The 26,967-nt window shown below is 59.7% G+C and carries 24 protein-coding genes and 1 riboswitch; of the genes, 19 read left to right on the top strand and 5 right to left on the bottom strand.

Annotated features, from left to right (window positions below):
• Nucleotides 1-19: 19 nt before the first annotated feature.
• The 9 genes from JOD69_RS16875 (at nucleotide 20) to JOD69_RS16835 (ending at nucleotide 12,606) form a co-directional block, all read left to right on the top strand.
• A complete protein-coding gene (locus JOD69_RS16875) occupies nucleotides 20-544 on the top strand; it encodes a gluconokinase (protein WP_086134411.1) in 525 nt (174 codons plus the stop codon).
• A 91-nt stretch (nucleotides 545-635) separates the two neighbouring features.
• Nucleotides 636-971: a hypothetical protein gene (locus JOD69_RS16870; RefSeq protein WP_077728171.1), complete on the top strand. Its 336-nt coding sequence runs from the start codon at nucleotides 636-638 to the stop codon at nucleotides 969-971.
• Nucleotides 972-1,061: 90 nt separating this feature from the next.
• Nucleotides 1,062-2,210 (top strand): radical SAM family heme chaperone HemW, encoded by a 1,149-nt coding sequence (gene hemW, locus JOD69_RS16865; RefSeq protein WP_086134412.1) that lies wholly within the window; start codon nucleotides 1,062-1,064, stop codon nucleotides 2,208-2,210.
• Between the two features lie 12 nt (nucleotides 2,211-2,222).
• The gene (locus tag JOD69_RS16860; protein WP_077728173.1) at nucleotides 2,223-3,173 is read left to right on the top strand and encodes a DUF58 domain-containing protein; all 951 of its coding nucleotides are present in this window, start codon (nucleotides 2,223-2,225) and stop codon (nucleotides 3,171-3,173) included.
• A gap of 2 nt (nucleotides 3,174-3,175) precedes the next feature.
• On the top strand, nucleotides 3,176-3,685 hold the full coding sequence (locus JOD69_RS16855) for a DUF4381 domain-containing protein (protein WP_240507008.1): 510 nt from the start codon (nucleotides 3,176-3,178) through the stop codon (nucleotides 3,683-3,685).
• Nucleotides 3,682-4,662, top strand: coding sequence for a VWA domain-containing protein (locus JOD69_RS16850; protein WP_077728175.1), 981 nt, complete (start codon nucleotides 3,682-3,684; stop codon nucleotides 4,660-4,662). Before JOD69_RS16855 ends, JOD69_RS16850 begins: the two co-directional genes overlap by 4 nt.
• 62 nt (nucleotides 4,663-4,724) lie before the next feature.
• Complete coding sequence (locus JOD69_RS16845) at nucleotides 4,725-6,602, top strand: VWA domain-containing protein (RefSeq protein ID WP_086134414.1); 1,878 nt, start codon at nucleotides 4,725-4,727, stop codon at nucleotides 6,600-6,602.
• The gene (locus JOD69_RS16840) at nucleotides 6,599-8,413 is read left to right on the top strand and encodes a BatD family protein (RefSeq protein ID WP_086134415.1); all 1,815 of its coding nucleotides are present in this window, start codon (nucleotides 6,599-6,601) and stop codon (nucleotides 8,411-8,413) included. Before JOD69_RS16845 ends, JOD69_RS16840 begins: the two co-directional genes overlap by 4 nt.
• A gap of 11 nt (nucleotides 8,414-8,424) precedes the next feature.
• The gene (locus tag JOD69_RS16835) at nucleotides 8,425-12,606 is read left to right on the top strand and encodes a chemotaxis protein CheB (protein WP_210024082.1); all 4,182 of its coding nucleotides are present in this window, start codon (nucleotides 8,425-8,427) and stop codon (nucleotides 12,604-12,606) included.
• A 47-nt stretch (nucleotides 12,607-12,653) separates the two neighbouring features.
• On the opposite strand, the gene JOD69_RS16830 is transcribed toward JOD69_RS16835, so the two are convergent.
• On the bottom strand, nucleotides 12,654-12,890 hold the full coding sequence (locus tag JOD69_RS16830) for a hypothetical protein (protein WP_086134417.1): 237 nt from the start codon (nucleotides 12,888-12,890) through the stop codon (nucleotides 12,654-12,656).
• 515 nt (nucleotides 12,891-13,405) lie between these two features.
• Between JOD69_RS16830 and JOD69_RS16825 the strand changes: the two genes are divergently transcribed.
• The 4 genes from JOD69_RS16825 to JOD69_RS16810 all read left to right on the top strand — a co-directional run bounded on the left by JOD69_RS16825 (nucleotide 13,406) and on the right by JOD69_RS16810 (nucleotide 16,404).
• Entirely contained in the window at nucleotides 13,406-14,626 is a 1,221-nt protein-coding gene (locus JOD69_RS16825) for a PilT/PilU family type 4a pilus ATPase (RefSeq protein ID WP_077728181.1), read from the top strand.
• Nucleotides 14,627-15,069: 443 nt separating this feature from the next.
• Entirely contained in the window at nucleotides 15,070-15,516 is a 447-nt protein-coding gene (locus tag JOD69_RS16820; protein ID WP_086134418.1) for a hypothetical protein, read from the top strand.
• 293 nt (nucleotides 15,517-15,809) lie between these two features.
• Nucleotides 15,810-16,088 (top strand): type II toxin-antitoxin system RelE/ParE family toxin, encoded by a 279-nt coding sequence (locus tag JOD69_RS16815; RefSeq protein WP_086134419.1) that lies wholly within the window; start codon nucleotides 15,810-15,812, stop codon nucleotides 16,086-16,088.
• Between the two features lie 10 nt (nucleotides 16,089-16,098).
• Nucleotides 16,099-16,404 carry a HigA family addiction module antitoxin gene (locus JOD69_RS16810; RefSeq protein ID WP_077728184.1) on the top strand — a complete coding sequence of 102 codons (306 nt, stop codon included), beginning with the start codon at nucleotides 16,099-16,101 and terminating at the stop codon, nucleotides 16,402-16,404.
• 117 nt (nucleotides 16,405-16,521) lie between these two features.
• On the opposite strand, the gene JOD69_RS16805 is transcribed toward JOD69_RS16810, so the two are convergent.
• Entirely contained in the window at nucleotides 16,522-17,364 is an 843-nt protein-coding gene (locus tag JOD69_RS16805) for a 23S rRNA (adenine(2030)-N(6))-methyltransferase RlmJ (RefSeq protein ID WP_086134420.1), read from the bottom strand.
• 46 nt (nucleotides 17,365-17,410) lie between these two features.
• Nucleotides 17,411-17,959 (bottom strand): inorganic diphosphatase, encoded by a 549-nt coding sequence (gene ppa, locus JOD69_RS16800; protein WP_077728186.1) that lies wholly within the window; start codon nucleotides 17,957-17,959, stop codon nucleotides 17,411-17,413.
• 166 nt (nucleotides 17,960-18,125) lie between these two features.
• On the opposite strand from ppa, the gene JOD69_RS16795 reads away from it, so the two are divergent.
• From JOD69_RS16795 to metF, 4 genes are all read left to right on the top strand, one after another.
• On the top strand, nucleotides 18,126-18,611 hold the full coding sequence (locus JOD69_RS16795) for a hypothetical protein (protein ID WP_139841090.1): 486 nt from the start codon (nucleotides 18,126-18,128) through the stop codon (nucleotides 18,609-18,611).
• Between the two features lie 118 nt (nucleotides 18,612-18,729).
• On the top strand, nucleotides 18,730-19,899 hold the full coding sequence (metK, locus tag JOD69_RS16790; RefSeq protein WP_086134422.1) for a methionine adenosyltransferase: 1,170 nt from the start codon (nucleotides 18,730-18,732) through the stop codon (nucleotides 19,897-19,899).
• A gap of 35 nt (nucleotides 19,900-19,934) precedes the next feature.
• Nucleotides 19,935-20,011: riboswitch (S-adenosyl-L-homocysteine riboswitch) on the top strand.
• Nucleotides 20,012-20,082: 71 nt separating this feature from the next.
• Nucleotides 20,083-21,501 (top strand): adenosylhomocysteinase, encoded by a 1,419-nt coding sequence (ahcY, locus tag JOD69_RS16785; RefSeq protein ID WP_077728189.1) that lies wholly within the window; start codon nucleotides 20,083-20,085, stop codon nucleotides 21,499-21,501.
• Between the two features lie 113 nt (nucleotides 21,502-21,614).
• The gene (gene metF / locus JOD69_RS16780) at nucleotides 21,615-22,472 is read left to right on the top strand and encodes a methylenetetrahydrofolate reductase [NAD(P)H] (protein WP_077728190.1); all 858 of its coding nucleotides are present in this window, start codon (nucleotides 21,615-21,617) and stop codon (nucleotides 22,470-22,472) included.
• Nucleotides 22,473-22,475: 3 nt separating this feature from the next.
• Here the strand turns inward: metF and JOD69_RS16775 are convergent, their stop codons facing one another.
• The gene (locus tag JOD69_RS16775; protein WP_077728191.1) at nucleotides 22,476-23,018 is read right to left on the bottom strand and encodes a Uma2 family endonuclease; all 543 of its coding nucleotides are present in this window, start codon (nucleotides 23,016-23,018) and stop codon (nucleotides 22,476-22,478) included.
• Between the two features lie 75 nt (nucleotides 23,019-23,093).
• Between JOD69_RS16775 and JOD69_RS16770 the strand changes: the two genes are divergently transcribed.
• Together JOD69_RS16770 and JOD69_RS16765 are read left to right on the top strand one after the other, a co-directional pair.
• Nucleotides 23,094-24,440: an adenosylmethionine--8-amino-7-oxononanoate transaminase gene (locus JOD69_RS16770; protein ID WP_086134423.1), complete on the top strand. Its 1,347-nt coding sequence runs from the start codon at nucleotides 23,094-23,096 to the stop codon at nucleotides 24,438-24,440.
• Nucleotides 24,441-24,442: 2 nt separating this feature from the next.
• Nucleotides 24,443-25,171, top strand: coding sequence for a 16S rRNA (uracil(1498)-N(3))-methyltransferase (locus tag JOD69_RS16765; RefSeq protein ID WP_086134424.1), 729 nt, complete (start codon nucleotides 24,443-24,445; stop codon nucleotides 25,169-25,171).
• 143 nt (nucleotides 25,172-25,314) lie between these two features.
• Here JOD69_RS16765 and norR read toward each other — a convergent pair whose 3' ends face one another.
• Nucleotides 25,315-26,865 (bottom strand): nitric oxide reductase transcriptional regulator NorR, encoded by a 1,551-nt coding sequence (norR, locus tag JOD69_RS16760; protein ID WP_086134425.1) that lies wholly within the window; start codon nucleotides 26,863-26,865, stop codon nucleotides 25,315-25,317.
• Nucleotides 26,866-26,967 lie beyond the last annotated feature (102 nt).

Below are 26,967 nucleotides of genomic sequence, written 5' to 3'. Positions count from 1 at the left end.
TGCTTCGTCAAGCTTAATAATGGACCGTCCAATCGCCATCGTCGTACTCCTCGGAGTCTCGGGCTCCGGAAAATCGACCATCGGCCAGCGGCTCGCCGAGCGCCTGCGTTGGCCGTTCTTCGACGGGGACGATTTCCATCCCGTGCAAAACATCGAGAAAATGGCGCGAGGCCAGCCTTTGACGGATGCCGACCGGGAACCCTGGCTCGACCGGCTCGCCGAGCTGATAGAAACGTCCATAGCGACTGGGCGTTCCGCCGTCATCGCCTGCTCCGCGCTGCGGCATTCCTACCGGGAGCGCCTCGCGCGAGGACACCGCGAAGTGGTCTTCGTGTATCTGAAAGGTTCTTTCGAACTCATCCGCGAACGACTCGCGCGCCGGCAGGAGCACTTCATGCCGCTAGACCTTCTTCCCAGCCAGTTCGCGGCACTCGAGGAACCCTCCGACGCCATCACGATCGATATTCGGCAAACGCCGGAAGCGATCGTGGAGACCATCGTCCGCCGTCTCGAAGACCGACTCACGGGGCTTTCCGCGGAATAAGTAATTTGAACGGCCGGCGCGACTTGCCGTTCAATCGTCCCCTCCCTACAATCGAAACCTTGTCCAACATCCGGTTGTCAAGGAGAAGATCATGCTGATGTTGTCGGTTGCGGTTTTTACTTTGGTGGCGTTCATGGGGGCGGGCATGGGAATCGACGCCTTCAAGGGAAGGGGCAGTTCCCGGTTGTACGCCCTGATACACGGCGGCTTGGCGTTGCTGGGATCGACTCTGGTGATCATGGTCGCCCTGAAAGGCGATACCCGGCTCTACGTGATTATCGGCCTGGCGCTGGTCATTATCGCCGCCGGACTGTACATTTCGTTTCAACGGGCCAAAGGCATTCAGCCTAGGGCCTTGATTCTGCTGCACGGCGGAACCGCCGCCACTTGCTACGGACTGCTTGCCTATTACGCACTGCGGACTTGATCCGGGCAGTCGGCACAGCGAATTCCGGGGTGCCGACGCAGCCTCCCGCCCATTTATTCTTCGGATCTCGGGTTAAAATACCCCCAAACCATGCTTTCGACACCCCCGCTCAGCCTTTACATCCACGTGCCTTGGTGCGTAAGAAAATGCCCTTATTGCGACTTCAATTCGCACGCGGCAGACACCGCGCTGCCCGAACACGAATACGCGAAGGCGCTGCTTGCCGATCTCGAACAACAAGCGCCTTCCGTCGCAGGGCGACGGGTGGAAACGATATTCATCGGCGGCGGCACCCCCAGCCTTTTTAGTCCGGCCGCGATCCGCGCTCTTTTGGAGGGGATTCGGTTACGGCTCGACATAGCGGCTGATGCCGAGGTCACCATGGAAGCCAACCCCGGCACTGCGGAGATCGCCAAATTCCAGGGTTTTCGCGAGGCCGGGGTGAACCGCTTGTCGATCGGCATCCAGAGCTTTCATGACACGCATCTGAAAAAACTGGGCCGCATCCACGATAGCCGAGAGGCGCGGCTCGCCGCCGAAATCGCGCACTCAGCGGGATTCGAGAACTTCAATCTGGACCTGATGTTCGGGCTGCCGAACCAAACCGTGGACGAGGCGCTGACGGACATTCGAACCGCAGTGGGCCTGAACCCGACCCATATCTCGTTCTATCAGCTCACCCTGGAACCCAACACCGTGTTCCACAAGTACCCGCCACGCCTGCCGGAGGACGATCGCATCTGGGCCATGCAGCAAAGCTGTCAGGCGCTTTTGGCGGATCATGGCTATCGCCAGTACGAGGTATCCGCCTATGCTCGGGAAGGGTACCGCTGCCGGCACAATCTCAATTATTGGCGTTTCGGAGATTACTTGGGCATCGGCGCGGGCGCTCACGGCAAGATTACGAACGCGGCGGAGCAATCCATAATGCGGACCTGGAAGATCAAACACCCGCAGCATTATCTCGAGTTCGCCGGCCGACCGGATCGGCAGGGCGGGCGGGCCGCGGTCCCGAGGGAAGACCTGCCGTTCGAATTTCTGATGAATCACCTCCGCCTCCGGGAAGGTTTCGCCGAAGCGGCGTTCGGCAAATACACCGGGTTACCCTTGGCTGCCCTGGAACCGGAACTTTCCGACTGCATCGCCGCCGAATTAGTCGAACGGCGCGACGGTGCCATTCGCTGCACCGACACCGGCTGGAATTTCCTGGATAATGTGTTGCAGCGTTTTCTGAATTAACCCTTTACCTCCATGCCCACCCCATCATCCGGAAGCTCGGTGGCGACGACGAAGCCCGACAACTCGCTGGTCCGGCCGACGCTCGAGGATTTGATCCGGCTCAGCCAGCCCGCGGCGGGATTGACGCTGGCCCGGCCGACCGTACGCGCCTTGCAGAGCGGGCAGTATCTCTCGGCTTTCAAGGGGCGCGGCATGGAGTTCGACGAAACGCGGCTCTACGCCCAGGGCGACGATGTCCGCAACCTGGACTGGCGCGTCACGGCGCGCACCGGCAAGCCGCATACCAAGCTTTTCCGCGAAGAGCGCGAAAGGCCGGTTTTTCTGACGGTGGACTACCGATCGGCGATGTTCTTCGCAACCCGTGGCATGTTCAAATCGGCGATGGCGGCCAGGCTCTCGGCGCTCATCGCCTGGAGCGCCCGAAGGCATGGCGATCGCGTCGGCGGACAGATTTTCTCCGAGGCGGAAAGCATCGAGCTCAAACCTGAGCACGGCCACCGTGCGGTGTTGAGACTCCTCAAAATGCTGGTCGACCAAGCGTCCCCCCGAAGCGACGACACGCCGGAGACTGCCTTGCAAGACGCACTGATTCGTCTGCCGCGCCACGCGCGACCGGGCAGCCTGGTGTTCGTGTTCAGCGATTTCCGGCATCTGACCGCCGCCGGCGAGGCGAGCCTGAGCCGGTTGTCCCGCCACTGCGATCTGGTGCTGGTGTTCATCTTCGATCCGTTGGAGCAACGCCTGCCTCTGGGACCTCACCGGTTCAGCAACGGCCGCCGCGATGTTTTGCTGAATGCCGATGCGCGGACCGCCGACGTCTATGAACATTCGTTCCGGGTCCGCGAGGAACGGCTGCGCGAGCTGGCCCGCCGGCACGGCATACGCTTGGTTGCCTGCCGCACCACGGACGAGCCTTTTTTCGTTTTGCAGCAGAGCAGCCGCCCGTCGCTTTTCCACGCCTGATCATGGAAACCTTGCCGCTACGCGATATTCATCTGCCGGACCCGATAAGCTGGTGGCCGCCCGCGATCGGCTGGTGGATCGTATCGGTCGCGGCGGTTTTGCTGATCGCGACTGCGGTATGGCTTATTCGCCGCTGGCGGCAGGTCACGGTGGCGAAGCTCGCCTTGCGGGAGCTGGACGCGCTGCAAAAGGATTCGACGCTGGGCATGACCGAAAAATTGAGAAGACTGTCCATCCTGCTGCGCCGGGCCGGTTTGAGCGCCTACCCTCGAGAAGATGTGGCGGGGCTGACCGGCGAGGACTGGCTCGAATGGCTGGACCGGCCGCTCGGAACGCCCCGCTTTTCTCGGGGTGTCGGCCGGGCGCTGCTGGATGCGCCCTACCGGCCGGTGGGCGATGCGGATATGGATCGCCTGATCGCGCTTTGCCGCGACTGGCTTAAAGCCCTGCCTCGAACCATCGTGCCGCCCCGGAAAAATTCCGCTCCTCAGCAGGCCGCCACCGAACCATGATCGAATTCGCCTGGATCTGGGTCTTTCTGGTTTTGCCCTTGCCCTGGCTGATGCGCCGCTGGCTGCCCGCCGCGCCGGAGCCGGGCGGCGCGGCGCTGCGGACGCCGTTTCTCGAGGAATTCGATAGCCTTCCGTCAAGCCAGGGCGTAACGAAAACCAAGCCGCATGCCATTTGGATCGCCGTCGCCGGCTGGGTGTTGCTGGTCAGCGCCGCGGCCCGCCCGCAGTGGCTCGGCGAGCCTATCGAGCAGGCGGTCAGCGGCCGCGATCTGATGCTGGCGGTCGATCTTTCCGGCAGTATGGAAATCGAGGACTTCTTCCTCCATGGCCGGGCAGTGGATCGCCTCACCGCAACCCAATGGGTGGCTGGCCAGTTCATCGAACGGCGCGTGGGCGACCGCATCGGGCTGATCCTGTTCGGCGAGCAGGCCTACCTGCAAGCCCCGTTGACCTTCGACCGCACCACGGTGCACATCCTGCTGGACGAAGCGGTCATCGGACTCGCCGGCGACAAGACCGCCATCGGCGACGCCATCGGCCTCGCCGCCAAGCGCCTTAGGGACAATCCCGCCGAACAGCGGGTTCTGATACTGCTCAGCGACGGGGCCAACACCGCCGGCGCGGTTTCCCCCCTGCAAGCGGCCGAAGTCGCGGCGCGCGAGAAGCTAAAAATCTATACCATAGGCGTCGGGGCCGATCAGATGATCGTCAACGATCTTTTCGGCACGCGGCGCGTGAATCCGTCCCAGGACCTCGACGAGGAAGCCATGAACGCCATCGCCGAAAAAACCGGCGGTCGCTACTTCCGGGCGCGGGATACCAACGAATTGGAGAATATTTACGCACTGTTGGACGAACTGGAGCCGGTGGAACGGACAAAGCATTTTTACCGGCCGCGGACCGAGCTCTATCACTGGCCCCTGGCCGCCGCGCTGCTATTGGCGGCTGCGTTGGCGGTAACCAAATTGCGAGAATGACTGCTTGGGCCGGAGATGATGGGCTACGACGCTGAATCCATGAATCGCGACAACGATTGCCGATGAACGAGTTTCATTTCTTGAGGCCCTGGTGGCTTTTGGCCGTCCTCCCGCTCGCGGCGATACTTTGGGGGTTGTACCGGCGCCGCCGGAGCACCGGAGACTGGAAAGGCATCTGCGATGATGCGCTGCTGCCCCACGTACTCATCGGCGGGGACGGCCGAGCGAGCCGCCATCCGCTGTTCGCCGCGGCCTTGGGCGGCATCGTCGCCATCATGGCTTTGGCGGGGCCGGTTTGGGAGCGTCTGCCCGCACCGGCTTTTCGCAATATCGCGGCCGTGGTCATCGTACTCGACCTTTCTTCGGCCATGGAGGCGGTCGATCTCAAGCCGACCCGTCTGGAGCGTGCCCGCTACAAGATTGCCGATATCCTGAAGACGCGCAAGGACGGTCAAACCGCTTTGGTCGTCTATGCCGGCGATGCGTTCACCGTCACGCCGCTGACCGACGATGCGGCCACCATCGCCGCGCAACTCTTCGCCCTAAACTCCGGCCTGATGCCCGTACAGGGAACTCGCATCGATCTTGCGCTGGAATCCGCTGCGCGGCTCTTGAGGCAAGCCGGCCTGCGGTCCGGCGATATCCTGCTGGTCACCGCCGGAGAACGGGCGGCGGAGGCCGAGGAGGCAGCGCACCGGCTGAAAACCGAGGGTTATCGCATTTCCGTGCTGGGCGTCGGCACCGAGGAGGGCGCGCCGGTTCCCATGCCCGAAGGCGGATTCTTGAAGGACGATACCGGCAATATCGTGGTTCCGCGGCTCGATACCGACGCGCTGCGGAAGCTGGCCCGAGCCGGGGGCGGCATCTATCGGAATCTCACCGCCACTGCGGGCGATCTCGATGCGCTATTGGGATTTTTCGAACAGCATGCCGCCGCCGATACGCAGAACGAAAAGACCCTGAACGTGGACCAATGGAAGGAACCGGGTGTCTGGCTGCTGCTGGCCCTACTGCCGCTCGCGGCCTTGTCGTTCCGGCGCGGATGGCTCGCCGCCTGGCTGTTGGTTCTGGCAGCCCCGGTTCCGAACGATGCCCAGGCGCTGGACTGGCATAACCTGTGGCAAAGGCCCGACCAACAGGCTCGGCAAGCCTTTCAAGCCGAGAATTACGATGAAGCGGCGAAAAAATTTCAAAATTCCGAATGGAAAGCGGCCGCCCAGTACAAGGCCGGACGCTATGAGGACGCGGCCAAACTCTTAGAGGAGTCGCATTCGGCGACCGGCCATTATAATCGCGGCAACGCCCTGGCCCGGCAGGGACGTTACAACGAGGCCATCAAGGCTTACCAGAAAGCCCTGGAGCTGGATCCTGGCCATGCGGACGCCCACTACAACAAGGAACTCGTCGAAAAAGCCCTGGAACAGCAGAAGAAGCAGCACGAAGAACAGCAGAAAAGTCAGAAGGATTCGGGCTCGGAATCCGAATCCAAGTCTTCGCAATCGCCGCAAGGGCCATCGGACGGTCAGGATCGAAAAAACGAAGAGGAAAAACCACACGAACAAGCGGGCAAGGAACAGGACGCCCAGCCGCGGGACGATGGCTCGAACGGTGAAAACAATTCGCCCGAAAGCGCCGACGCCGCCTCCGGATCGGAAAGCAAGGCGCAAGATCGGCCGGATAAGAATGGCGAAAAAACGCCCGACGACGGGTCCGACCCGCAACAGACCGCCGGCCAAGCACAGGATAGACGGCCCGACGAAAGCGGTGAGCGGGAAGCCGCTGCGGCAACAGCGGAAACGGGTAAGACAGATGAAACCCGCCAGGCCGAGGAGCAATGGCTGCGGCGTATCCCGGACGATCCCGGCGGCCTTCTAAAACGCAAGTTTTATTACCAGTACCGTCAACGACAAAGGACTCAAGGCGCGGAGCCTAGACCATGAGCGAACTCTTTTATTTATATTCGTGTTTTCTCTGGGCGCATCGCTCTGACCCAAGGTTGAACCCGGATTCCAATCGGGTGTTATCCGTTCTGCGCCGATTGATTCGCCTATGGCCCTTGATCTTTCTGTTCCATGCGGGAAGCGCTTCGGCCGCGGCGATCAGCGTGACCGCCGACCGCGACCCGATACCGGTGAGCGAATCCTTCACGCTCATCTTTTCGGCGGAAAAAACGCCGGACGACGATCCGGACTTCGCGCCACTGGAAAAGGATTTCCATGTCCTCGGTCAATCGCAAAGCAGCCAGATTTCGCTCATCAACGGCCGTTTCAGCAAGCGGACGGAATGGCAAGTCACGGTCATGGCGAAACGGACGGGCACGCTGACCGTCCCGCCCATCGCCTTCGGAACCGACCGATCCCAACCCTTGACTCTCCAGGTCGCCGGATCGCCCCCGCCATTGGCGGGTGGCAACGGCGAGGATTTTTTCCTGGAAGTCGAGGCCGAACCGAAGAATCCCTATGTGCAGGCCCAGGTGATCTACACGGTTCGAGTGTTGAGCCGCGTCCATTTCAGCGCTGCAAATCTCAGCGAGCCTTCGGCCGAGGATGCCTTGATTCAAAGGCTGGGCGACGACCGGCGCTATACCACCCATCGCAGCGGCCTCCAGTACACGGCAATTGAACGTAAGTATGCGATTTTTCCGCAGAAGAGCGGGACTCTCCTTTTGGAACCGTTGACGCTCGAAGCCCGAAGCGCGGCCGGCGGGCGATCCCTCTTCAATCAGTTTTTCAATCACTCGACTCACATTTTGCGCGCGCATTCGGATTCGGTGAGATTGGACGTCCGGCCGATTCCGGCGGCTTTTTCCGGCAAACACTGGCTGCCGGCGGAACACCTGGAAATCGACGATTCCTGGTCGCAGAATGCCCCTCAAACCACGGTTGGCGAACCGATCACCCGGACCATCACCGTGCGGGCCGATGGAACGACGGTCGGCTTATTGCCCGAGTTGGAGCCGCAAGCCTCTCGACGATCCCCGGCGGACATCAAGCGTTACCCGGATCAACCGCTGCTGAACGAGGAAAAACTGACGACCGGACTGGCCAGCGTCCGGCAGGAAAAAATCGCCCTGATTCCCGCGCGTTCCGGAACCTACCGGATTCCGCCGATCGAAATCCCCTGGTGGAACACCAAGACCGAGCGGATGGAGGCCGCGCGGGTTCCCGAGCGCACCCTGACCGTGCTGCCGGGAGCCCAATCGCCGGAATCCACCCCACCCGCTTTGCCCACGACACGTTCGGGATCGTCCGCCGCTCCGGCACGACCGGAATCTTCGCTGCCGAGCGAGGCGCTACCTGCAGGTCCTGCAAGCGGGCTCTGGTTTTGGCTGGCTCTGTTATTCGGGCTGGGCTGGATTGGAACCGCCGCGGCCTGGTGGCTCAGCGGCAGGCCCCGGAAGACGCCGGTCCCGCAGTCATACGACGACGGTCGGTCCGAGCGCTCGGCCGCAAACGCCTTGAGAATAGCCTGCCGGAAGAACGACCCCGCCGCGGCGCGGCAGGCTCTCTTGGATTGGGCGAGACAGCGTTGGCCTTCGGCTCGCGTTATGGGTTTGGAGGACCTGGAGCGGCGTTGCAAAGGCGAATTGGGTCGTGAAATCGAGCGGCTGAACCGCACACTTTACCGACACCCGGAACCCGGTTGGCAAGGGCAGGCCCTTTGGGCGGCTTTTCGATCCGACCCGATGATCTCGTCCAAGGCGGGCAAACCGTCCGTAGCCGCGGATCTGGAGCCGTTGTACAAGCTCTAGGCCGTGAGTGAGTGCGCTATACGACGGATGAACGCCAGAAACGACACGACACGACAAGACCGGACGGTGGCTGCTTGAGATCGCCCGAGACTATTCCGGCCATGGTGGGTATAGGCGCTTCGGCGGGAGGTCTGAACTCGCTGCTGGATCTTTTCCAAGCCATCGAGCCCGGCATCGGCTTCGCCTTCCTGATCGCCCAGCATTTATCGCCCGATCATGACAGCAAGCTGGCGGAAATCCTGGCCAATACCGCCAGATTGCCGGTTATCGAAGCGCGCGAGGGGATGGCGATACAGGCGGATCATATTTATGTCATTCCTCCGGATGCGGATATAAGCGTTTCGGTCGGTTGCCTGAACCTTCAGCGCCGGCACGGACGTCCGTCGCCTCATCTGCCGGCCGATTATCTGTTTCTTTCCCTGGCTCGCGAGCTGGGGAAAAAGGCAATCGGAATCGTGCTGTCGGGGACCGGGTCGGATGGAGCGAAGGGGCTCAAGGCGATCAAGACCGGCGGCGGAATCGCGTTTGCGGAAGATCCGTCCTCGGCCAGATTCGACGGGATGCCGCGCAGCGCCATCAGCATGGGATGCGTCGACTACGTATTGCCGCCCAAGGAGATCGCACGGGAGCTCACAAACCTCGGCCAGCGAGCCGGGACCGCCGCCGGCGATCTGGAGACCCTGGCCATCCGGCAACAGGATCTGAAGCAGATATTCCGTGTCGTTCTCGTCACTTGCGGGCTCGATTTCAGCCAGTACAAACGCAAGACCATCTTACGGCGGCTCATGCGCCGAATGGCACTTAACAAGATCCATAGCCTCTCCGATTATCTCGCCCTGTTGCAGAATCAACCGACCGAAGCCGAGGCGCTGTGCCAGGATTTCCTGATCCGCGTTACCGCGTTCTTTCGGGACCCGGAGACATTCCGTGGATTGACGAGAGAAGTCTTTCCGCGGCTGCTGCAAGGCCGGTCTCCGAACGATCCGATTCGTATTTGGGTGCCCGGTTGCGCGACCGGCGAGGAGGCTTATTCCATCGCCATGGCGCTCATCGAGTTTCTGGACGAGAAGAAGGTCAGTATCCCGATACAGATTTTCGGCAGCGACATCAACTCGCAGGCCATCAGCCTGGCACGGGCCGGCCGCTATCCCGAAAACATCAGGCTTCATATCTCGGAAAAGCGGCTCAGACGCTTCTTCATCCGAGCCGACGCTCATTATCAAGTCATTCCGGCGATCCGGGAATCGTGCGTCTTCGCCGAACATAACGTGGCGCAAGATCCCCCCTTTTCCAAGCTCGATCTGATCAGTTGCTGCAATCTCCTCATCTACCTGGATCCGGAACTGCAGAGACATGTCATGTCGACCTTTCATTACGCGCTCAATCCGGGTAAATTTCTCGCGCTCGGGCCATCCGAAAATATCGGTCCCCAAGGTTCGCATCTCTTCGAACCTTTAAACAAAAATTGGAGCATCTACGTGAGGAAGAACGTTCCCGGCCGAATGTTGCTGAACTTCGGCGGGAAGGAACAAAGGACACTTCAGCCTGAAAAAACGCTGACAGAAACGGCTGCGCCACTGCAAAACCCCGGATTGGTTCAGCGACAGGCCGACAACATCCTGCTCGCACGTTACGCGCCGGCCGGCGTGCTGATCGATGACGATCTGAACGTTCTCCAGTTTCGCGGCCATACCGGACAGTTTCTCGAGCATCAACAGGGTTCGGCAAGCCTGAACCTAAAAAGCCTGACCCAAACCTATCTCTTCATCGAACTGTCGGAGGCCGTTCAGGAGACGCGGTCGACCGGACAATCCGTCAGACGGGAAAACATCCGCATCCGCACCGACGGGAAAGAACGGTATGTTCAATTCGAGGTCCTGCCGCTCAACGACGCCGAAGGCACCGCGCAATTCTTCCTGATTCTTTTCGAAAATTCGCCGTCCCGGCTTCCAATCCATGCCCCGGCCGATTGGCTTCGGCGAATTTCCTCCGTTCTGACGCGACAAGTGGGCCTGCTTTTCAAGTCCGCGCAAGCTGGAGGGCAGTTCCAATTCTCGGAGTTGAGACGAGAACTCGATGCCACGCAACGCCATCTGCAATCCGTTATCGAGGCCCACAAAGCCGGCCAGGAAAAACTGAGGTCGCTGGAAGAAGAACTCTTGTCCGCTCACCAGGAGTTCCAGAGCACGAACGAAGAGCTCGAAACCGCCAAGGAGGAATTGCAGTCGGCCAACGAGGAACTCGCCACGGCGAATGAAGAGCTGAGGGTCCGCAATCACGAGTTGAGCCAGGTCAATCTCACCTTGAAGAACGCGCAGGAATTCAACGAGGCCATTCTGGGAACCATGCGCGACGCCTTGGTGGTGCTCGATCGGGATCTCCGGGTAAAACGCGCCAATCGGGCCTATTTCGAAATGTTCCGGACCAAACCGGAGGCCATCCAGAACAATTGCCTCTACGACACCGGCAACGGGCTGTGGGATAGGCGGGAGATCAAAGAGTCGCTCCAGATCGTGTCGCAGGGCGGGAGAACCCTGGAGGATTATGAGATCATCCAGGCGCATCCCGAAATCGGCGAACGCATCCTGAACCTGAGCGCCTACAAACTGCTCGGAGAGGATCATCTGAACGATCTGATCCTACTGACGATTCAGGATGTCACCGAGCGTCGCAGTATCGAAGCGGCCCTGAGGCAGCGGAGCGAAATCTTGGACCAGGCCCACGAAGCCGTCCTGATGTGGGAACTCGGCGGCACCGTCCGGTATTGGAACCGGGGCGCGGAGGAACTGTACGGCTACAAGCGTTCCGAGGCGATAGGGAAAATCAGCCACACCTTGCTGAAAACCGAACGCGGCATCAGCTCCGAGGAATTCGAACGCATACTCGCCCGGGACCGGCAATGGGTCGGCGAAGTGGTCCATACCACCCGCACCGGAAAACGCATCATCGTCGACAGCCGCAACACCGTCGTCGTCCAGCGCAACAAGCCGCCGCTCGTGCTCGAGACCAATCGCGACATCACCGAGCGCAAGGATATCGAGGAGTCCTTGCGCGAAGCCCATAGGCAAAAGGACGAATTCTTGGCCATGCTCGCCCACGAACTGCGCAATCCTCTCGCGCCGGTCCGTAACGGGCTTCACATCCTGCAGAGGGCCAACCCCGACAAGACTCCCGTCAAGCAGATCCACGCGATGATGGACCGGCAGCTCACCAAGCTCACCCGCATCGTGGACGATCTGCTCGACGTGGCGCGCATCACCCGCGGCCAAATCGAGCTGCGCGAAGAAACGATCGATCTCGTGCCTCTGATCGTTCATGTTCTGGAAATCGTCAGATATCAGCTCGACTCGCGCCAGCACAAGCTCGCCCTGGATCTGCCGGGGCGTCCGTTGTTCGTCAAAGTGGACCCCACCCGCATGGAGCAGGTCGTCGAAAACCTGCTCGCCAACGCCGCAAAATACACTCCGCCGGGCGGCCACATCGAGGTCAGTCTCCATATCGTCAACGATGAAGCCGTGCTGCGGGTCCGCGACGACGGCAGAGGCATCGGCCCCGAGGCGCTGCCGCATATCTTCGACCTTTTCGTGCAGGCGGAGAGAGGCTTGGACCGCATGGAGGGAGGGCTCGGAATCGGGCTCACGCTGGTGCGCCGGCTGGTCGAACTGCACCGCGGCCGGGTGGAAGCCAAAAGCGCCGGACTCGGCCTCGGCAGTGAATTTTTGGTGTATCTGCCGTTATGGCAGGGAATCGACGAAAGCCCCCAAGACATCACCGCGCTGCAATCCGAAATGGTATTGGTGCCGCGCAGGGTTCTTATCGTCGACGACAACCACGACGCCGCCGAGAGTACCGCGCTGATCGTCAGCGCCTCCGGACATACGGTCGAGGTCGCCTACGACGGGCCCATGGCGCTGAATATCGCGGCAAACTTCAAACCCGAGGTCGCGTTACTGGACATCGGATTGCCCGGAATGGACGGCTATGAACTGGCCAGGCGTCTTAGGAGCTTGCCCGGCATGGAAAAGGTGCTCTTGGTAGCAATCAGCGGCTATGGCACGGAAGACGATCGCCGCGCCTCGGAGGAAGCCGGCCTGGACTGCCACTTGGTCAAACCCGTAGATCCCGATGCGCTGGCCGGCTTATTGGCCACCGTAGCGGAAAAATCTCGGACCCCCGAAATCGGTCCTATCTAAGCCGATAACACCGTTCGTTACAGTCCGCCAAAAGGGTATCGCCTGTCTCAACCCAGGCGCTCGACCAACCGCCAATAGCACCGCATCCGACGATACGTGCAGCGGTCGTCCGGAGCCGCTTTAAACTCGGGATGAGCGAGCAGTCCGTCCAAGCAGGCGGCGATATGCCCGGCTGTCGATGGCGACGGATTTCTCGCATACCGCATCAGCAGAAAACGCAAACTCTCCTCCAGCAAATCGGGTGATGGCGCCGCATCGGCGCATGCGCGGCTTTTGACGGTCATGTATCTCTCCCCGGCGTTTCAACAAATAGCCGACCCGTATTCAAGCCGGCCGACAGCAACAGGCGTCTGGAAAAATCTTTCGAAGGCAGATCCAGACAGTGAAAATCCTCGGCGTGCCGATTTCCGTTCTCGAGTAGTCTGACCAGTTTGATGGCGAACGTTGCAGTCGCACGCTGTCGGCGGACTGATTGAAAAAATCGTACGGTCGGCGGAGTTCACGGCACGACTCCCGAAACTAATGAACACGTCACAAATGATAATCATTCTCATTTCTGTGTCAACCCCCGTATTCCGGTTACGAATTGATTTTTGAAATGAGGCGCGAAGCCGCTTGATTTGTGCGGCTCAGTTCACGGTCGGGCAGGATTCGGTATCTATACTTGGATCACTGGAGTGTCGGCGCCGGACTGCGATACATGAAACGAGGTTCTCGGCGTAACGACAGCGTTTCGATGATGCGGGACGCAAATCCGCGGTCGTTATCAAACTACCCTTTCAGCCGAGGAAGAATGCCTATGAAGTTCAAGAATTACCTCAAGCTCCTGGTCTACAAGGACGGCTCGGATCTTTATCTCACAGCCGGCGCTCCCCCCGCCGCCAAATTTCAGGGGAAGCTGACGCCTGTCGATACCATTGAACTGACCGACGACATGATCAAAGAGACCGCCTATTCGGTCATGGACGAAGGCCAGCGGCGGGATTTCGAGCGGCGTCCGGAAATGAATCTCGCCATCAGCGAGGAAGGCGTGGGGCGTTTTCGCGTGAACATCTTCAAGCAGCGCAACGCCCATGCGATGGTGGTGCGGAATATCAAGGTCAACATTCCCAAGGTGGACGACCTGGGTCTGCCGGAAGTCCTCAAAAACGTCATCATGGAAAAACGGGGACTGATTCTGTTCGTCGGCGCCACCGGTTCCGGCAAGTCGACCTCGCTCGCGGCACTGATCGACTATCGCAACAGCAACTCCGCCGGGCACATCATCACCATCGAAGACCCGATCGAATTCATGCACCCCCACAAAAAGTGCCTGGTGAATCAGCGGGAGGTCGGCGTCGATACCCAGACTTACGAAGACGCGCTCAAGAACACGCTCCGGCAGGCGCCCGACGTCATCCTGATCGGCGAGATCCGTTCCCAGGACACGATGGAATACGCCATCAATTTCGCGGAAACCGGCCACCTGTGCCTGTCGACCCTGCACGCCAACAACTCGAACCAGGCGCTCGACCGAATCATCAATTTCTTCCCCGAAGAGCGGCGGAATCAGCTGTTATTGGATTTGTCCCTCAACCTGAGGGCTTTCGTCTCGCAGCGCCTGGTGCCGACGGTGGACGGCAAGCGAGCCGCCGCCATCGAGATTCTGCTCGGAACGCCCCTGGTCTGCGATTTGATCCGGAAGGGCGAAGTCCACGCGATCAAGGAAGTCATGGAGAAATCCGAAGGTTTGGGCATGCAAACTTTCGACAGCCATTTGGTGAAGCTGTACCAGGCCGGCCGGATTACCGCCGAAGAAGCCATCCGCAATGCGGACTCGGCCAACAACGTCAGATTGAAAATCAGCCTGGGCCAGCAGCGTGCTCCCAAGGACACATCGCCGGAAAATACGGAGTCTCCTCAAGATCAGAGCAGCGAAAAAACCGAGAGCGCTCAAACCGGCGAGTCGCCATTCGGCACGATGAATCTGAGCCTGGAGCCCGTCGGCGATGAGAGCGAGAAGACCGAGGAGTCCCATTGAGTCTTCCTGATCGCGAATCCTGGAAGAGCTTTCAGGCCAGGACACTTCTCGCCGCCCGATGCATCTCCTCGCCACCGCCGACCTAGACTAGACGCGAAGATGTGTGGCGCCGGATTCCCAATGTCGTATCGGATCAAATACCGGCCCGATTTGTAAGCTTTAGCTGACTTGACGTATGTCGCAATAACGATTCACCATCGCGCCGCCTCGGTTCTCCGTATGCCCGAAATCCGCAACCCGACCTCCCAGAACTACAGTCACAGGCATGGCCTCCCGATCCGGACACCGAAGACGTAATCGATTTGGAATCTAGGGTGCCAAAATGGCTTCGGTTATTTCGAACAGCGCGTCGGCTTTAGGATCGCGGTTTTTTATGCACCTTCAAGGCGTAAGGTCTTGCCCTTTCGGGTCGCCCAATTCTAGTTAGGCTGGGGGAGAGTCGGATGAACGAAGAGAAAATTCCGCTCACCGAATCACTGGGCATGTTTAATACATACTCAGTCGAAGTCCGATCTAAGATCGATGCTTTGGTAAGACAAGTTCTTTTCCTAAGCGGCGGCGTTCAGGCAATCACTATCGGTGCATTTCTGAACGGAACACCGCCGCAATTCCCATCGGAAGCTATCTCGCTTCTGAAAAACGGATGGTTGCTCTTGTCGGCAAGCATAGTCTTTTCACTCTTGTTTATGCTCGGGCAGGTTTTTGCGATGATCGCTGTCGGCTTGAAGTTCTCTGCCAAGCTTAGGAACAGCCGGGCCGGCGCTGAAATTATGAACGCGCCTATGCCACTGAGGGTGTTCAACTGGGTTGTTGGGCTTTCTGCATTCCTTGCCTGTGCAGGCGGTGTCGTCGCCCTATCAAAAGCAGCAATGTCGCTGATAGGTGCATAACTTACCTGCAAGGATTGCAGCCCATGTAGGATGGGTAGAGCGAAGCGAAACCCATCATTCCAGAGTCGTGATACGTCATGGACGTTTTTTATGGATATCAGTCCGCATAGCACGTGTAGGATGCCGTGACGCAGGAACCGCATCGTTCAAATTCGCGATCGATGCGCCTCCTACGTCGGCACATCCTACGCGGGCTCCGGGTAACTGGTGCTCTTATCTTACGAATCTTACGAGATCCAACCCAGCAATAGTGGCGCTTGACAATACTAACGCCTCTCGTCAGCATTGTTGTCATGATCGAATCGTTCAAATGCCGCGAAACGGAGGCCCTGTTCGGAGGTGAGCGAGTTCCACGTTTCGTCAATATCGAACGAGTGGCGCTCCGAAAACTGACGCAGCTTGATGTCGCGGGGCGCTTGGAGGACCTGAGAGTACCTCCCCAAAATCGGCTGGAAGCCTTGAAAGGTGACCGAAAGGATCAGTGGAGCATTCGCATTAACGACCAGTGGCGCGTTTGTTTCCGCTTTGAGAGCGGCAAGGCTTTCGACGTCGAGATAGTCGATTACCATTGAGAGGATACTTATGCGCGATATTGCTCCTGTTTCTCCCGGCGAACTGCTCCTCGAAGAGTTCCTGAATCCGATGGGTATCACCCAGTACAGGTTGGCGAAGGAGATCGGCGTGTCCCAACGCCGCATCGGAGAAATAGTCGCTGGAAAACGCTCCGTTACCGCGGATACCGATCTTCGATTGTGTCGTTTTTTCGGCTTGTCCGATGGTTATTGGCTCCGCGCCCAAGCTCATTACGACACTATGATCGCGCGCGAGACGATGGCCGAAACCCTCGCACATATTCGGCCTTGGGCTGAAACGCACCCGGATTCATAATTCGGTCTGACGCTTCCCTCAACCTGACCGCCCAATGGACCGCGTAGGACGCATTAGCGTTGACGTAATGCGCCGAATGGAACGTCTGCATACGGTGCACGATATTTCGCCCTTGGCTCACTCTCCAACCAGCCACTCCACCCGCCACGTCCCTTGGCCATCCACCGCCAGTTTTTCCCACAGCCAAGGCAACAGACTGCGCAGTTCCTCTTCCAGTTTCCAGGGCGGGTTGATGATGACCATGCCGCTGCCGTTCAGGCGGAGGGTTTCGTCAGGGTCGAGGATCGAGAATTCCGCGACCAATACCTTGCGGATGCCGGATTTCTTGAAACGGCGTAGAAAATCGTCCGCCGTGGCGCGATCCTGGATCGGATACCAGACTGCAAAAATACCGGTCGCCCAACGCCGATAAGCCTCCTTCACGGCGTCCAGCAGACGCCGCCACTCGTCTTTGAGCTCAAAGGCCGGATCGATCAGCACCAGGCCCCGCCGTTCGGAAGGCGGCAGCAACGCCTTGAGCGCCTGATAGGCGTCGAGATGATGGATCTTGACTTGCTTGTCGCCGGCGAATTCCTCGCCGAGTACCTTGACTTCGTTGGGATGAAGTTCGGAAAGCGCCATCCGATCGCCCGGACGCAGATAGTGCCGGACGATACGCGGCGAGCCGGGATAAAAGCGAAGTTTGCCGTCGGAATTCAAAGCTCGCGCGGCTCCGAGATAGTTCAGGATCGCCTCGGGCGCGTCTTTAACCTCCCACAATGGACCGATGCCGGTTTTGTACTCGCGATTCTTGCGGGCTATCGCCGAGCCGAGATCGTAACGCCCGGCCGCGGCATGGGTGTCCAGATAGAAAAACGGCTTTTCCTTGCGCAGCAGCGAGCGGACTAGCAGGGTCAAAACCAGATGTTTGAATACATCGGCATGATTGCCGGCGTGAAAGCCGTGGCGGTAGCTCAGCATGGATTACGACGTTTGATGGGAGGACGGGCTCTCGGTCGGAGACTGATCAGAAATTCGGCTTTTTCTTGGCCGAGTTGTAACGTTCGATGCTGCTGGTGATTTCCTGCTTCGCTTCCTCGCCGTCGTACCAGCCGTCGATCTTGACCCATTTGCCGGGTTCCAGGTCCTTATAGTGCTCGAAGAAGTGTGCGATTTGGGCGAGCAGACTGTCGGGAATGTCGCGGAAGGAGTTGACCTTGCTGTAAAGCGGGGTCAATTTGTCGTGGGGAACCGCGATAATCTTGCAGTCGCCGCCGGCTTCGTCGGTCATTTTCAATAGACCGATCGGCCGGCAGCGAACCACCGATCCGCTCAATAGTTTCCAGGGAGCGACCACCAGCACGTCCACGGGGTCGCCGTCTTCCGACAAAGTGTGCGGAACGTAACCGTAATTGCAGGGATATTGCATCGCCGTGCCCATGAAGCGGTCGACGAAAAGCGCTCCGGTTTCTTTATCGATCTCATACTTCACCGGATCGCTGTACGCCGGGATTTCGATGACCACGTTGATGTCGTTCGGAACGCTCTTGCCGGAACTGACTTTCATCAAAGACATGGGGTCGGATACTCCTTTAGCTGAGGTAAAACTGCGGGATTATAGCAATGTTTGCTGGTCGGCCGGTTGGTAAGGAACTGTGGACGATATGATGCGACATTCCCGGCAAGATCAGCCATCAAATAGGCTATTTCCTGGATGATGTCTAATTTTTGGGCATAAAACCGTGAACCCTTTGCTTTTTAAGGCTCACCCTTTACTGTATCTTTCAGTCGATCTCGTACTCCGCCCGTCCGCGTACTCGGTCGACGATTTTTCCAGGCTGGTCCTGATTTACCTCATCATCAATCTTCCGTGGATGGCGGCATTGCGGTTCGCGGTGCGACGAACGGTCGGAATCCGCCTGACGCTCCCCCGCGCTTACGGCCTCGCCTTGCCGTCCGCCGTGGTTTACGCACCGCTGATGCTCACGGTGTCGAGCGACATACTGGCGCATGCATTTCGCCTGGAAGAACGGTATATCCTGATTTTTGTAATCGCGGTGGCATCACAGATGCTCGGTGCTCTTTACGGCTTTGGCGTCCGCTTCGATCGGACTGGACGACCGATCGGCATTCGCGCCGGCCTCGTCGTCTCCTTGTTTCTTCTGTTAGCATCGATTCCGTTTAGCTTTCTGCTGCTCGGGCTGAATGCGGTTTTCCGGGTGATTTGAGACTGCGCCGGATGCCCATTGACTTTTGCCGCAAAAATTTGGTCGGTCTATCCCATTACCCTATAATGGCGGGCTTTTAGGCCCGCTCGTAATCACCGTTTTTAAGGAAGGTCATACTGTGAGCAACAACTTTATCTTTACTTCCGAATCCGTTTCCGAAGGCCATCCGGACAAGATCGCCGATCAAGTCTCCGATGCCGTTCTGGACGAAATGCTGAGACAAGACCCGAGGGCCAGAGTGGCCGTCGAAACCTTGGTCAAGACCGGAATGGTGATTTTGGCGGGCGAAGTTACCACATCGGCCTGGGTGGATACCGAGACGCTGGTACGCCAGGTCGTGCGCGAAATCGGCTACGACGATCCGTCGATCGGGTTCGACTGGGAAAGCTGCGCGGTGCTCACGGCCATCGGTAAACAGTCGCCCGACATCGCCATGGGCGTCGACGAATCCGACGACCACGAACAAGGAGCCGGCGATCAGGGCCTGATGTTCGGTTACGCGTCCAACGAGACCGATGTGTTGATGCCGGCTCCCATCACTTACGCCCACCGGCTGGTGCAGCGCCAGGCGGAAGTGAGAAAAAAGAAATTTCTGCCCTGGCTGCGTCCTGACGCCAAGAGCCAGGTGACCTTCCGCTACGAGGACAACAAGCCGGTCGCCATCGATGCCGTGGTTCTGTCCACCCAACACTCACCGGATATCGATCCGAAAATCCTGCGTGAGGCGGTGATGGACGAAATTATCCTCCACGTCCTTCCGAAAGAATGGCTGCACAAGGACACCAAGTACTTCATCAACCCCACCGGCAAGTTCGTCATCGGCGGTCCGGTCGGCGACTGCGGACTGACCGGCCGCAAGATCATCGTCGATTCCTACGGCGGCATGGCACGGCACGGCGGCGGCGCATTCAGCGGCAAGGACCCGTCCAAGGTGGACCGCTCGGCGGCGTACATGGGCCGCTACGTGGCCAAGAACATCGTCGCCGCAGGTTTGGCCGAACGCTGCGAAATTCAGGTGTCCTATGCCATCGGGGTGGCCGAGCCGACCTCCATCAGCGTCAATACTTTCGGCACGGGGGTCATCGCCGAGGAACGCCTGGTGCAGCTGGTGCGCGAGTATTTCGATCTGCGGCCGAAGGGGCTGATCCGCATGCTGGATCTTCTGCAGCCGATTTATCGCCCCACGGCCGCTTACGGACATTTCGGCCGCACCGAGGACACGTTTACCTGGGAGAAGACCGACAAGGCCGAGGCACTGCGCGAAGCGGCCGGCTTATCCGCTCTGTAATGTTTTACCCGGCCGCCGGGTGAGGCGGTGTTGTGCGGGCTGAGGAGCGCTGCGACGGGACATCCGCCAGGCTCGGTCGGCGCAACTGTTATGTCAACGGCGCTCGGTTCATCTCCGCTGGTCGGGACACCTGACCAGTGTTTGTGGCCGGTGGAGAAATTCACGCAATGAGGAGCATGAAACATGAACGCTGTCGCAAATCCTGATTCATCCAACGACTATCGCGTCGCCGATATTTCCCTGGCCGACTGGGGCCGCAAGGAAATCGCCATCGCCGAAACCGAAATGCCGGGCCTGATGGCGGTGCGCGAGGAGTATCGCGCACTGCAACCGCTCAAGGGCGCCCGCGTCGCCGGCAGTCTGCACATGACCATTCAGACCGCCGTATTGATCGAGACCCTGGTGGCTCTGGGCGCGGAAGTGCGCTGGGCGTCCTGCAATATCTTCTCCACCCAGGACCACGCCGCTGCGGGCATCGCCGCCGCCGGCATCCCGGTGTTCGCCTACAAGGGCGAATCCCTGGAAGAATACTGGGAATTCACTCACCGCATCTTCGAGTGGCACGACGGCGGCACGCCGAACATGATTCTCGACGACGGCGGTGACGCGACCCTGCTGATCACGCTGGGTTCTCGCGCCGAAAAGAACCCCTCGCTCCTGGACAAGCCGACGTGCGAAGAGGAAGAGGTACTGTTCGCCGCCATCAAGAAGCGTCTGGCTTCCCAGCCGGGCTGGTATTCGAAAGTGCTCGCCAACATCAAGGGCGTGACCGAGGAAACCACCACCGGCGTACACCGCCTGTACCTGATGGAGCAGGAAGGCCGCTTGCCGTTCCCGGCGATCAACGTCAATGATTCGGTGACCAAGTCCAAGTTCGACAATTTGTACGGCTGCCGCGAATCGCTGGTGGACGGCATCAAGCGCGCCACCGACGTGATGATTGCGGGCAAGATCTGCGTGGTCCTCGGCTACGGCGACGTGGGCAAGGGCTGCGCCCAAGCGTTCCGTGGCCTCGGCGCCACCGTATGGGTCACCGAAATCGATCCGATCTGCGCCTTGCAGGCGGCGATGGAAGGCTACCGCGTGGTCACCATGGACGACGCGTGCGACAAGGGCGACATCTTCGTCACCGCCACCGGCAACGTTGGCGTCATCAGCCATGATCACATGGCAAAGATGAAGAACAACGCCATCGTCTGCAACATCGGCCATTTCGACTCGGAAATCGAGGTCGCGAGTCTCAGGAAGTACACCTGGGAAAACATCAAGCCGCAGGTCGACCACGTCATCTTTCCGGACGGCAAGCGCATCATCCTGCTGGCCGAAGGGCGCTTGGTGAACCTCGGCTGCGCCACGGGTCATCCGAGCTTCGTCATGTCGAACTCGTTCACCAACCAGACCTTGGCCCAGATCGAGCTGTTCTGCCATGGCAACAAGTACCAGAACAAGGTTTATGTGCTGCCGAAACATCTGGACGAGCACGTGGCGCGCCTGCATCTCAAGAAGATCGGCGCACAGCTCACGCAGTTGACGCCGGAACAGGCGGCGTACATCGGCGTACCGGTGGACGGTCCGTACAAACCGGATCATTACCGGTATTGATCCTGCGAGGCAGCAAATAGGGTAGAAAACCGTTTGCCCTACGCTTACCGTTCTGACCACGAAGAAATCCTGCCTTGTGCAGGATTTCTTCTATCTGAGATACGATGACTCCCATGGAATCGCAAAAAAAATATCCGAGAATCTTCAGCCTGGAATTCTTCCCGCCGAAGAATCATGAAGCGGAAGACGCTTTCCGCACGAACCTGGCGAAACTGGCCGCGCTCAAGCCGAAATTCTGTTCTGTGACGTTCGGCGCGGGCGGGACGACGCGGGAGAAGACCTTCGAGACGGTGGTCGAAATCCAGCGGAATACCGGCATCGAGGCGGCTCCTCATATCTCGTGCATCGCGTCCACCAAGACTAGCGTGCGGGAGGTTCTGGAAGCCTATAAAAATCAGGGCATCCGGCATATCGTCGCGCTGCGCGGGGACATGCCCTCCGGCATGCTGTCACCGGGAGAATTCCGTTACGCCAACGAACTGGTGGAATTCATCCGTCGGGAAACAGGCGATCACTTCCACATCGAAGTGGCGGCCTACCCGGAAATGCATCCCCAGGCGGCCAGCATGGAGGCCGATTTGCGCAACTTCAAGCGCAAGGTCGAGGCCGGCGCCGACAGCGCCATTACCCAGTATTTTTACAATCCCGAAGCCTATTTCCGCTTCGTCGACGACTGCGAAAAAATGGGCATCGACATTCCCATCGTGCCCGGCATCATGCCGATCTCCAATTACACGCAACTGGCCCGGTTTTCCGACGCCTGCGGAGCGGATATCCCGCGTTGGATACGGAAACGGCTCGAGGTGTTCGGCGATGACCGCAAATCGATCCGCGCCTTCGGGCTGGAAGTGGTGACCGACCTGTGCCGACGGCTGTTGGAGCAGGGCGCGCCAGGACTGCATTTCTACACGCTGAATCGTGCCGAGGCGGTGTTGGGGATTTGGAGGAATATGGGGATTGCGGCGGATTGAGCCTCACGCCCACAAATCCGCCAGCGAGAAGGTGATAGCGTCGAAGGGCGGAACCTTGACCGGATCGTCGTCCTTGAGCGTCGCGATGAGCAACCAGCCTTCCTCGCGCAACGCGAAGGCTTCCAGGGTATGTACCAGAGGGTCGACCAGCCAGGCGTAGGAAACCCCGTAACGGGCGTACAATGGCAGCTTTCGGGCACGGTCCTTCTGCTCGGTCGAGGGCGAAAGAATTTCGCACACCCAGTCCGGTACCACTTCGAAACGGTGGTCTTCGGGCAGCGTCGGCATCCGTTCCCGCCGCCAGCCGGCGAGATCGGGCACGGCGACTTCGGTGTCACGAACGAAGTGGACTTCCGGTTCCACCAGGATCCACCACCCGCCGGGGTCGCCGTAGCGGAATGGCCCACCGATTTTGCTCTGCAGACCGGACTCCGCCGCGGCGTGGCGCCCGGCGGGGCGGGGCTGGGTATACAGCTCGCCGTCGAGCACTTCGCCCACCAGGTTTTCCGGCAGCGCGAGCAAGCGTTCGTAAGGATTCGGAGTCATCAGAGTATGAGGCCGGCTCACGACTGTATCTCCTATGCGATCAACGCCATTTTCACTTGATTCCTGTATTCGACCATGAACAACCACGACTGGTCCAGCCGCGACCTCGCCGTCCTCTGGCACCCCTGCACTCAGATGAAGGACCACGAAGCCCTGCCGCCGATACCGATCAAGCGCGGGCAGGGGGTGTGGCTGGAAGACTTCGCAGGCAACCGTTATCTCGACGCCATCAGCTCCTGGTGGGTGAATCTGTTCGGCCACGGCCACCCTTACATCAAGGCCGCGCTCAAGGATCAACTCGAAACGCTGGAACACGTAATCTTGGCCGGATTCACGCACGAACCGGCGGTCCGGCTGGCCGAACGGCTGATCGGCCTTGCGCCGAAAGGACTATCCCGCTGTTTCTATGCCGACAACGGCTCGTCCGCGGTCGAGGTGGCGCTCAAAATGAGCTTCCATTTCTGGCGAAACGCCGGAAAACCGGAGAAGACCCGCTTCATCGCCTTGAGCAACAGCTATCACGGCGAAACCTTGGGCGCCTTGGCCGTCGGCGACGTGGCGCTCTATAAGGAGACCTACGAGCCGCTCTTGCTGAAACCCATCACCGTCGAGAGTCCCGACTGCTATCATCGGGAGCCGGGAGAAACCTGGGCGGATTATTCCCGGCGGAAATTCGCCGAGATGGAACGGACACTCGCGGCTCACGCGGCGGAGGCCTGCGCGGTCATCGTCGAGCCCCTGGTTCAATGCGCGGGCGGCATGCGCATGTACGACCCCGTTTATCTGAAGCTCTTGCGGGAGTCCTGCGACCGCCACGGCGTGCACCTGATCGCCGACGAGATCGCCGTCGGCTTCGGACGTACCGGCACTTTCTTCGCCTGCGAGCAGGCGGATATCCGGCCGGATTTCATGTGTCTGTCTAAAGGGCTGACGGGCGGGTACCTGCCGCTGTCCTGCGTGCTGACCACCGAGGCGGTCTACGCCGCCTTTTACGATGAATATGCCAGGCTCAAGGCATTCCTGCATTCGCACAGCTATACCGGAAACGCTCTCGCTTGCCGAGCAGCGCTGGCGACGCTGGATCTGTTCGAGCGGGAAAACACTTTGGTGGCCAACAAACGGCTGGCACAGGCCATGGCCGAATCCGCGGCGTTCGAGGATCATCCGCACGTCGCCGAAGTCCGCCAGACCGGGATGATTCTGGCCATCGAACTGGTCAGGAACAAGGCCGATCGCGAACCATACCCCTGGCAGGAGCGGCGCGGGCTTCGCGTGTATCGCCACGGCCTGTCGCGGGGCGTGTTGCTGCGTCCCCTGGGCAACGTCGTCTATTTCATGCCGCCATACGTCATCACCCCCGACGAAATCCGCTTCATGGCGGATGTCGCGGGCGAAGCCATCGATATCGCAACCAAAGATTAGCTATGCGTGTTTCCAGGCTTTATCTTCAGCAAACGCTCGAAGAAGGCGCGGTCCTTCGGCTGGACGAGGAAAGCGCCCACTATCTCCGCACCGTGCTTCGGCTCAAAAAAGGGGCCGACCTGACCGTGTTCAACGGCGACGGGCGCGAATATTCGGCTCGGGTTTCGGCTATAGGACGCGATGAGGTTCACGTGGAAATCGGCGACGGGCGAAACCGCGAAGTCGAATCGCCGCTCACCACTCACCTCGGCCTCGGCATCTCGCGCGGCGAACGCATGGATCTCGCCATCCAGAAAGCGGTGGAGCTCGGAGTGAGCCGAATTACGCCCTTGTTCACCGAACATTGCGTGGTTCGCCTCGACGATACGCGACGCGGAAACCGGCGCCAGCACTGGCAGAGAGTGGCGCGCAGCGCCTGCGAGCAATGCGGCCGGAACCGCGTACCCGAGGTCGAGGAACCGATCGAGCTTAAGGATTGGGTGGTAGGACGCGAAGGCTTGCGGCTGTTTTTCGACCCGCAAGCTGCGGTCGGCCTGAAGGACCTGCCGCGGCCGGAAGGTTTTGTAAGCATCCTTTCAGGGCCCGAAGGCGGCTTCGCCGAGAAGGAGCGGGTGCTGGCCCGAGAAGCGGAGTTCGTCCCGGTTCGGCTGGGGCCACGTATCCTCCGGACGGAAACCGCCGTGCTCGCCGCACTGTCGGCGATACAAGCGATTTGGGGCGATTTAGGCTGATGCGGTCGCGCGAGCACATCGTCCTAGAAACGGCAGTTGACCGCTTAGAAGGAATAGAAAAGCCGTATGAATTGTGACCGTCCTACCTGCTACCGATCTCACGGTTTGGGTGAAGCCGCTACGCACCCGATTGCACGGCTGGCCTACTTGATTCCCAGTCGCCTCGCCAGGCGGTACAGATTGCTGCGGTCGAGTCCCAGCCGCCGCGCAGCTTCCGACCAGTTTTGAGAGGAGCGGTCCAAAGCGGCGCGTATCTCCTGCCGCTGAAGGTCCGCTACGGCTTCCGCCAGAGACCGCGACGTGCCGCTGGCCGACTCGACCTCTGGCACTCGCTTTGGCGCCGACATGCCCCCAATCGCGAGATCTTCGACCTGGAGCATCACCGAACTCTCCCGGCTGGAAGCGCGCAACGCTGCCCGGAGGATCACATGCTCGAGCTCCCGTATGTTTCCCGGCCAGCTATAGCATGTCAGGGCCTCGACGGCCGAAGACGCCAACTGCACCCGATCAAGGCCCAGGCGCACCCGTGCCTGATCCAGAAAATGCCCCGCCAGCAACGGTATGTCCTCGATCCGCTCCCGGAGTGGAGGTACATGCAAGGGATAGATGCTCAGCCGATGGTAAAGATCGGCTCGGAATCGGCCGGCTTTCACTTCCTCCGCCAAATGACGATTGGTCGCCGCGATGATGCGGACATCGGCCCGATGATTCTTGTCCGATCCCAGGCGCTGAATCTCTCCGAACTGCAATACCCGTAGCAGCTTCGCCTGAATCGAGAGCGGCAGTTCACCGATTTCATCCAGGAACAAGGTACCGCCGTCCGCGAGTTCGAATTTGCCGGACCGGTCGGCGTTCGCGCCGCTAAAAGCACCGCGCACGTGTCCGAACAGTTCGCTTTCCGCCAGAGTCTCCGGAAGCGCCGCACAATTGACATGGACCAGAGGCTGGTCGGCGCGCCGCGAACGCGCGTGGAGAGTGCGGGCCACCACCTCCTTGCCGACACCGGTTTCCCCCGTCAGAAGAACCGTCAGATCGGACCGTGCGACGATATCGATCTCTCGGTTCAGGTCCCGCATGACCGGGCTTTCGCCCAGCATTCGACCACCGCGCAGCAAGGCTTCCCGCACCAGTTCCCGGCTGACCAGCCCGCGATGATTCGCCAAGGCTTCCAGCGCGTTGATGAAGGTTTCGTAGCGCATCGCCACGGCGGCTATCGAGGCGAAAATCTCGAATACCCGGTCTTCGATCCCGTCGAAGGCGCCGGGCGCCAGGGAGTCGACCGTTAATACACCGAATAAGTCATCTTCGGAATACAGGGCGCACCCAACGCAGGAGTGGACCTGCAATCGCCCTCCGGAATCATTGAGCAGCAGCCCGTCGTAAGGGTCCGGCCGCGAATCGTCGGCCGGAAAGCGGACCGGCTTCCGGGAAGCGAGAGCAGCGGCCAGGCGTGGCTGCTCTTCGGGCCGGAACTGCCGGCCCATGACTTCGGCGTTAAGTCCTTGGGAGGCGGTAGGCACCAGGACATCGCCCTGACAGCGCAACAAGGCACAGGCATCGTTCCCAACCACCCGGCTCAACGCGGCGAGGAGCCGGGTATATCTCTCTCTCGACGGCAGGCACGCGGTCAAATCCAGGACAGTGTCGAGCAGAGCGTTCTGCGAATCGCCAAACGTATCGAGTAAAAATGACATCGTTCTTAATCAAATCATTTTGTGTGGCGAAATGACAACGATGAGTCGGTCAGTCTTTCTCGTACGATTTGTTTGTAGCTCAGTAACTTATCTGATGACTGA

The sequence above is a fragment of the Methylocaldum sp. RMAD-M genome (assembly GCF_017832375.1).
Lineage (GTDB): Bacteria > Pseudomonadota > Gammaproteobacteria > Methylococcales > Methylococcaceae > Methylocaldum.
This window is presented reverse-complemented; position numbering and strand designations above follow the sequence as displayed.

Coding starts and splice junctions, on each gene's coding strand:
- JOD69_RS16875 (WP_086134411.1), top strand. CDS start 20: ATGGACCGTCCAATCGCCATCGTCGTACTCCTCGGAGTCTCGGGCTCC.
- JOD69_RS16870 (WP_077728171.1), top strand. CDS start 636: ATGCTGATGTTGTCGGTTGCGGTTTTTACTTTGGTGGCGTTCATGGGG.
- hemW (WP_086134412.1), top strand. CDS start 1,062: ATGCTTTCGACACCCCCGCTCAGCCTTTACATCCACGTGCCTTGGTGC.
- JOD69_RS16860 (WP_077728173.1), top strand. CDS start 2,223: ATGCCCACCCCATCATCCGGAAGCTCGGTGGCGACGACGAAGCCCGAC.
- JOD69_RS16855 (WP_240507008.1), top strand. CDS start 3,176: ATGGAAACCTTGCCGCTACGCGATATTCATCTGCCGGACCCGATAAGC.
- JOD69_RS16850 (WP_077728175.1), top strand. CDS start 3,682: ATGATCGAATTCGCCTGGATCTGGGTCTTTCTGGTTTTGCCCTTGCCC.
- JOD69_RS16845 (WP_086134414.1), top strand. CDS start 4,725: ATGAACGAGTTTCATTTCTTGAGGCCCTGGTGGCTTTTGGCCGTCCTC.
- JOD69_RS16840 (WP_086134415.1), top strand. CDS start 6,599: ATGAGCGAACTCTTTTATTTATATTCGTGTTTTCTCTGGGCGCATCGC.
- JOD69_RS16830 (WP_086134417.1), bottom strand. CDS start 12,890: ATGACCGTCAAAAGCCGCGCATGCGCCGATGCGGCGCCATCACCCGAT.
- JOD69_RS16825 (WP_077728181.1), top strand. CDS start 13,406: ATGAAGTTCAAGAATTACCTCAAGCTCCTGGTCTACAAGGACGGCTCG.
- JOD69_RS16820 (WP_086134418.1), top strand. CDS start 15,070: ATGAACGAAGAGAAAATTCCGCTCACCGAATCACTGGGCATGTTTAAT.
- JOD69_RS16815 (WP_086134419.1), top strand. CDS start 15,810: ATGATCGAATCGTTCAAATGCCGCGAAACGGAGGCCCTGTTCGGAGGT.
- JOD69_RS16810 (WP_077728184.1), top strand. CDS start 16,099: ATGCGCGATATTGCTCCTGTTTCTCCCGGCGAACTGCTCCTCGAAGAG.
- JOD69_RS16805 (WP_086134420.1), bottom strand. CDS start 17,364: ATGCTGAGCTACCGCCACGGCTTTCACGCCGGCAATCATGCCGATGTA.
- ppa (WP_077728186.1), bottom strand. CDS start 17,959: ATGTCTTTGATGAAAGTCAGTTCCGGCAAGAGCGTTCCGAACGACATC.
- ahcY (WP_077728189.1), top strand. CDS start 20,083: ATGAACGCTGTCGCAAATCCTGATTCATCCAACGACTATCGCGTCGCC.
- metF (WP_077728190.1), top strand. CDS start 21,615: ATGGAATCGCAAAAAAAATATCCGAGAATCTTCAGCCTGGAATTCTTC.
- JOD69_RS16775 (WP_077728191.1), bottom strand. CDS start 23,018: ATGACTCCGAATCCTTACGAACGCTTGCTCGCGCTGCCGGAAAACCTG.
- JOD69_RS16770 (WP_086134423.1), top strand. CDS start 23,094: ATGAACAACCACGACTGGTCCAGCCGCGACCTCGCCGTCCTCTGGCAC.
- JOD69_RS16765 (WP_086134424.1), top strand. CDS start 24,443: ATGCGTGTTTCCAGGCTTTATCTTCAGCAAACGCTCGAAGAAGGCGCG.
- norR (WP_086134425.1), bottom strand. CDS start 26,865: ATGTCATTTTTACTCGATACGTTTGGCGATTCGCAGAACGCTCTGCTC.